Here is a 6957-nt window from a genome sequence, read left to right as displayed (position 1 = left end):
CCTTGAACCCGCACTGGGCGTCGCTGAACCGGGCGGACAGCGAGGAGCGCAGGATCAGGTTGTAGGAACGCGCCGACGGACCGGCCGGCGGCCGGCACGGGCGGTCGAGCCCGTTCGTCCCGGCATCCGGGAGGTCAGGCCGCGACCAGCGGGGAGCTGACGGTGTTGATCGTCGAGGACGAAGTGGGTGGGCCCGGAGCGGCGACGAGGCGGAGCGTGGGTCAGTAGGCGGTACTCCTGGGTTTCGTGATCGCTCGTGCGGGATGATCTCGGTGTGCGTGGTGAGGACAGCCTGTCCGGGTCCGAGTCGGTCGAGACGAAGTTCTTCACTGTCTTCGCGGGGTCAGCATCTCGCGCAGGTCGCTACGGCTCTTCTCATAAGCTGATCCACGCCCATGTCCTGGACAGGAAGCGTGAGATGACAGACGACGTAAGAGCCATCGCACAGCGTATGTATGAGGTATTCAACGCCCGTGACCTCGCCGCTGCGAAGACGATCTTCTCCGGCGACTTCGTGAGCCACCCGTTGGGCACCGTTGGCGTCGACAGCGTCGTGAAGGCGTGGAGCGGGCTCCACGCCATGTTCCCGGACATCCAGGTCATCGTCGAGGACATGCTCGTGGATGCAGACAGAGCCGCCGTCCGTACGAGCCTGCACGGCATCCCGGCGGGAGTCGAGGAACAGACTCTCCCCTCGATGATGGAGATCTTCCGGGTACAGGACGGCCTCATCGCCGAGCTGTGGGGCCTATCTTCACTCAGCCGCCCCGGGCGCTGAACTCAGCGTTCAGCCTCCGCCCTCGGTTCACGCGTTGAGCCGAGAACCGGGGCTTTCGCTGTTCGGCGGACAGCGGAACGGCCGTGGGTGATCAGGTGCGGGATGATCTCGGCATGCGTAGTGGGAAGGGTCTGTTCGAGGTCGAGCCGGTCGAGAGAAGGCAGCGGCAGGGCCGTCCGGGGGCGGTGGACAAGCGGTTCCGGGCGTTCGATCCGCACCAGGTCCTGCTGCTGCCCCGTCGCTGGACGACTGGCTGCCCCAGGACCATCTCGCCCGGTTCGTCGCCGACCTGGTCGACGACGTCCTCGACTTGACGGCGATCCGGGCCGACTACACCGAGAGGCGCGGCTATCAGCCCTACGATCCCCGGCTGATGGCGCGGTCGCTGATCTACGGCTACACCACCGGGGTGCGCTCCTCGCGGGCGATCGAGCGCAGGTGCGCCGACGACATCGCGTTCCGGTTTCTGGCCGCCGACCAGGCGCCGGACTTCCGCTCGATCTCACGGTTCCGCCGCCACCTGGACGCCCTCGCCGACCTGTTCACCCGGTCCCTGCACCTGGCGACCAGGCTCGGCACGGTCAAGATGGGCCGCGTCGCCCTGGACGGCACCAAGCTCGAAGCGAACGCCTCCAAGCACAGGGCCATGAGCTACGGCCGCCTGATCGACAAGGAAGAACGCGTAGAGGCCGAGATCGCTGCCGTCGAAGCCAGGGGCGCCGCCCTGCTGGCCGACGCCGAAGCCACCGACACCGCCGAGGACCAGAGGTTCGGCATCGACGGCAAGGACACCGACCTGCCCGCCGAACTCGACCGCCGCGAGAAGCGCCTGGCCGAACTGCAGGCCGCCCGAGCACAGATCGAGGCCGAAGCAGCCGACAGGGCCCGCGCCGACGCCCAGGACAAGGAACGCCGCCGCCAGGAACGCGCGGGTGCCGACGACGAGCAGGCCGTCACCGACGCCGGCGACAGAGCCGCCGCCAGGGCCCCGCCCCAAGCCCAAGGCCCAGGCCAACTTCACCGACCCCGACTCACGGATCATGCAGAACGGCAAAGGCGCCTACATCCAGGCCTACGACGCCCAAGCCGTCGTCGACGCCGAACACCAGGTCATCGCCGCCGCCGACGTGACGACCAACGCCTCCGACGCGCTGAACTGCATCACCAAATGCTCGACCAGTGCGCGGCGAACACCGGCGTCCACCCCGAGCAGGCACTGGTCGACGCCGGCTACTGCTCCGAGACCAACCTCGAAGCCACGAGAGAGCGCCAACTGTCCTGCGGCACCGACACGTTCATGGCCACCGGCCGAATCGCCCACGACGAGCAGGTCCCACCCGCACCACGCGGACGCATCCCGGCGAACGCCACCCTCAAGGAACGCATGGCCCGCAAGCTGCGGACCAATCCCGGACGGGCCGCCTACGGCCGCCGCAAGGCCATCGTCGAACCAGTCTTCGGACAGATCATGACCTGCCAGAACGGCCGCCAACTCCTCCTGCGCGGCGAAGACGGAGCCCGCAGCGAGTGGCGACTGCTCGCAGCCTGCCACAACCTCCGCAAGATCTTCCGACACGCCGGAGCCACCGGACTCACCGCCCTGGCCGGCTGACCAGCCCGGCCTCCCGGCCCCGCCACGAGCCCCTGCCAACCCGGACACCCGACGAACAGGACGCCCGACGAACAGGACGCCGAGCACGGCCTCGCGAGCGGGAGGCGTCCTGTTGGTGGAGCTGGTCCGCAAGTCCGCTCTGGATCAGGCGATATCGACGGCACTGACACCGTGGCGCAAGCCGCGGACGGTGCATGATCCGGGGAAGATCCTGCTGGACGCGGCCCTCGCGGTCGCGCTCGGTGGGGACTGTCCGGCGGACGCGGGCATGCTGCGGGCCGAACGGCCGTGTCCGGTGCGGTCGCCTCGGATCCCGCCGTTTCCCGTCTCATCGATGCCCTCGCCGCTGCCGGGCCGACAGCACTGGCCACGGAAAGCTGTATCCACCTGGTGACCGACGAGAACGACAAGCCGTTCGCGGTGGGCTTCAGGGAGACCGACCGGCCTGGACTGGTGACCTGGCGGGTTCCCCTCGACTGACGCGGCCGAGTCACCGACGGCTCTGCCGGCCCGCCTCCGTGAGCCACAGCAGAGCGGATGGTCGGCGTGAGAACGACCTGCCAAGTCGCGCAGCCGGTATGCGACTTGGTGACGGCCGCCTGATCCCGCTCACAGGCGCCGGTCAGGACCGGCGAGGGACGCTGACGGTCTGGTACTCGGTGTACGTACCGAAGCCGACGGCCCCGTACTCGCGGCCGATGCCGCTGGCCTTGAAGCCGCCGGAAGGGCCGTCGAAAGCGACGAAGGCGCCGTTGACGGTGCCGGTGCGGCCTCCGCTCATGCACCTCGTGGCCAGACAGATGCCCGAACTGAACGCCGCGCAGGCGGCCGACGTGGTGGTCGACACCTTCTTGCAAGGAGTGGGAGCGACGGCCTGATCCGCGCGGTCAAGTCTGCGCCACGCGACGGCAGCCCCGGGGACGAGATTCCGGTTGCTCCGGGACGGTCAGGTGGCGAATGAACGGATACGGCCCGGTCGCCCGGGGGCCGCGCCGCCGACGGGCGCGCGCGAACTCGGCGACGTCCAACACCCAGGGGCCATGATCTCCGAGCGTGGCAGCGTCCGCGGACGGAGGCTCACCACGGCCCCTCGACCGCCGATCCCTCGACCATGCCGTACTCGATCCGGTACTCCAGATCCGCGCCGCCCCCGCCCTCGGGCGGGTGGCGTGACTGTCCCGGAGACTCGCGGGCGACGTCGCGTCAGGGCGCGCTCCTCACGTACCCGTACGGATGCGACTTCCGCAGCATCGTCGGGTTCGGGCGGTGCGGCAGGACTGCGCCTCCGTGCGGAGGGTGCGGGCCCTGACCTGCGCCGTCGATCCCGTCGCCGACTGTGGACGCGTTGATCCGGCCCTCTCGCGGCCGGGTGCGAGAGGCGGAGGGGAGTGCTCAATTCCGTTCATGAATAAGGAAGTTGTATTGACTCGCGCGTGTGCCGTTCATAACATCGAAACATCTGAAGCCAAGTTTGGCTTGATCTCGTCGGCTCCAACGCCGCCGGATCCCGTCGTGCCTCCGTAACCGTCAGGCCCGCTCGTCGTTCGTCCCGCTCGATCTCAAGCATCCGCTCATCACGCCCTGCGGCGTGCGCGCCCGGGGGAGCCCGATGAGTGTTCCAGTTCTGTGTCCGGACATGACCCATGGGCAGAGACGGCTGTGGTTCCTGCACCAGCTGGAGCCGGACGACCCCTCGTACAACATCCCCCTCGTGCTGCGGCTGACCGGAGATCTGGCGCGGTCGGCCCTCGGGGCCGCGTTCGACGCGGTGGTGGCCCGGCACGAGTCGTTGCGCATGCGCTTCCCGGACGAGGACGGCACCCCCGCCGTGGTGGTCGGCGCGCCCGCTCCGGTGGCCATCGAGCACCTTGACCTGAGGGCCGGGAACCAACCGCTGGAAGCGTTGCTGGCCGAGCGCACCAACCGAGGCTTCGACCTGGGGCGAGGGCCCCTGCTGCGGGTTTCCCTCATCCGGACGGGCGACAGCGAGCACGTCCTGTGCGTGGTCCTGCACCACATCGTCGCCGACGGCTGGTCGCTCAACATCCTCCGCGACGAACTGGCGGCTCACTACACCGCCCACCAGCAGGGTCGTGCCGCCGGTCTGCCCCTGCCCCCCTCCTACCGCGCGCAGGCCGCCGCGGAGGTGCGGGAGACGGACGATCCGCAGACGCGCGAAGCACTCGCCTACTGGCAGGAACGCCTTGCCGACGCCCCCGCCCTCGAGCTCCCCCTCGAACGGCCGCGGCCCGAACAGCCCTCCACGCACGGTGCTTTCCACACGCAGGCGATCACCGGGGCCGGACCCGTGGTGGACGCGCTTGCCCGTGCCCGGCGCTGTACTCCGTTCATGGTCCTGCTCGCCGCCTACCAGGCGGTCCTCCACCGCTGCACCGGGCAGGGGGACTTCTGCATCGGCGTCCCCACCGCAGGCCGCGCCGACCCGGAGACCGAGCAGGTCATCGGCTACTTCTCGCGCACGCTGGTACTGCGCTCCGACCTCTCCGGCGACCCCGGGTTCGCCGACCTGCTGCGCCGGGCCCGCAGCACCGTCCTCGGGGCCTTCACCCACGAACGGATCCCTTTCGAGCGCCTGGCCGAATCCCTGGGCCTGGACCGTGATCCGGGGCGGACGCCGCTGTTCCAGACGCTGTTGACCGTGCACACCCAGGACGCTGGTCTGCTGCGGGCCGCACCGTTCGCCGACCTCTCCTGCACCGAGCTCGACCCGGTCATGGAAGCCTGCAAGTTCGACCTCACCCTGGACGTACGGCGGGACGGCGAGGACGTCGTCGCGGTCTTCGGGTACCGGACGGACCTCATCGACGCCGCATGGGCGGCCCGGCTTGGCCGGTGGTTCGAGACGCTGCTGCGCGCGGCGGTGGCCGACCCGGACACGCCGGTCCGCAGGCTGCCGATGGCGGACGCGTCGGAGCTCGCGGCCCTCCGCGAACGGGGCCGGGGACCGGTGCTGGCCGCAGGACCGACGACCGTGCTCGCCGCCGTCGAGGAGGCAGTGCGCAACGGACCCGGCAGGACCGCGTTGCGGGGACGCGACGCGTCACTCGACTACGCCACCCTGTGGTCTCAAGCCGGCCGGCTGGCCGTGCGGTTGGCGGCCCACGGGATTCGGCAGGGGGACACCGTCGGCGTTCTGCTGCCGCGCGGCCCGCGCGCGGTCGTGGCGATGCTCGCCGCCTGGCGGGCCGGTGCGGCGTACGTGCCGCTCGACCCCGACTACCCGTCGGCCCGGATCGCCTTCATGATCGAGGACAGCGGAACCCGGGTCGTCCTCACGTCCGGTGGGGCAGGATCGCGCGCGGTTCCGGAAGGCGTGCGGACCCTGACCGCCGACGGGCAGGACACTTCCGATGATCCTGCGGACACGGACACGGCCCGCGGGGGCGAACGGACCGGTGCTACGGACGGGTCCGGCGGTTCGCCTGCCGCCGTTCTTCCCGTCGCCCGTCCCGACGACCCTGCCTACGTCATTTACACCTCGGGTTCGACCGGCACCCCCAAGGGCGTCCTCGTGCCGCACCGCGCACTCGCCGAACGGGTCCGGTGGATGCGTGAGGGCTACGGCCTCACGCACACCGACCGCGTCCTGCACTGTGCCTCGCTCAGCTTCGACACCAGCGCCGAGGAACTCTTCCCGGCGCTGGCCGCCGGTGCCACCCTGGTCGTCGCCGAAGCCGGTGCCGCCCTGCCGGACCAGCTCGGCCACGCCTTCACCGACGACGTCACGGTCATGGACCTGCCCACCCCCTACTGGCACCAACTTGTGGGCGACCTGGACGCGGTGGCATGGCCCGACTCGCTGCGGCTGATGATCCTGGGCGCCGACCAGGTGAGGTCCACCGCGGTCGCTGCCTGGCGGGCCCGGTTCGGGGACCGGGTCCGGCTCGTCAACTCCTACGGCCCCACCGAGACCACGATCATCGCGACGACCGCCGATCTCGCGGCGGCCGACAGCCGTACCCGCCCGCCGATCGGCGCCCCGATCGGCGGGGTCCGTGTGACGGTCTGCGACGCGCAGGGCGGCCTCGTCCCGCCCGGCACCCCCGGGGAACTGCTGATCGGCGGCGCGGGGGTGAGCCACGGATACACCGGCAGACCCGGCGCCACCGCCCGTGCCTTCGTTCCCGACCCCGACGGACCGCCCGGGTCGCGCCGCTACCGGACCGGTGACCTCGTCCGGCACCGGCACGACGGCGCGCTGGAGTTCCTCGGCCGCCTGGACGGCCAGGTCAAGGTGCGCGGCTACCGGGTGGAGCCGGGCGAGGTCGAGAACGCGCTGATGCGACAGCCGGGGGTCGCGGAGGCGGTGGTCGTCGCCCGCGGGGACGCCCTGGTGGGTTATGTGGTCCCGGCAGCTCCCGCCGAGGGCCCGCACGCTCCCGGTGCCAGCCTCCGCCCCCGGGCGGACACCCGTCCCCGGGCGGACACCCGTCCCCGGGCGGACACCCGGCCGTCATCCCATGCGTACGGCCTCTGGTAGCGTGGGACGACGTGTTCCCCGATGAGGATGATCTCCCCGATCGTGCGTTGAACCGCATCGAAAATC

Annotated in this window: 2 protein-coding genes and 3 pseudogenes; 4 read left to right on the top strand and 1 reads right to left on the bottom strand. The window is 70.6% G+C overall.

Going from position 1 to position 6957, the window contains the following annotated elements:
• The first annotated feature begins 274 nt into the window (after positions 1 to 274).
• The 3 genes and pseudogenes from ACWD3D_RS31380 to ACWD3D_RS31370 all read left to right on the top strand — a co-directional run.
• On the top strand, positions 275 to 778 hold the full coding sequence (locus tag ACWD3D_RS31380; RefSeq protein WP_451464133.1) for an ester cyclase: 504 nt from the start codon (positions 275 to 277) through the stop codon (positions 776 to 778).
• Positions 779 to 963: 185 nt separating this feature from the next.
• A pseudogene (locus tag ACWD3D_RS31375) lies at positions 964 to 2390 on the top strand (IS1182 family transposase).
• A 91-nt stretch (positions 2391 to 2481) separates the two neighbouring features.
• A pseudogene (locus tag ACWD3D_RS31370) lies at positions 2482 to 2756 on the top strand (transposase); the annotation flags it as partial.
• 256 nt (positions 2757 to 3012) lie between these two features.
• On the opposite strand, the pseudogene ACWD3D_RS31365 reads toward ACWD3D_RS31370, so the two are convergent.
• Positions 3013 to 3156, bottom strand: a pseudogene (locus ACWD3D_RS31365) (aldehyde dehydrogenase family protein); the annotation flags it as partial.
• Between the two features lie 870 nt (positions 3157 to 4026).
• Between ACWD3D_RS31365 and ACWD3D_RS31360 the strand changes: the two are divergent.
• On the top strand, positions 4027 to 6891 hold the full coding sequence (locus ACWD3D_RS31360) for an amino acid adenylation domain-containing protein (protein WP_451464132.1): 2865 nt from the start codon (positions 4027 to 4029) through the stop codon (positions 6889 to 6891).
• Positions 6892 to 6957 lie beyond the last annotated feature (66 nt).

The organism is Streptomyces sp. NPDC002690, assembly GCF_053592415.1.
The sequence above is the reverse complement of the archived record's forward strand: the minus strand, read 5'-3'. Positions and strand labels throughout refer to the sequence as shown.

What these genes read in the sequence shown, in the direction of transcription:
- ACWD3D_RS31360 (WP_451464132.1), top strand. Translation starts at nt 4,027, where the DNA reads ATGACCCATGGGCAGAGACGGCTGTGGTTCCTGCACCAGCTGGAGCCG.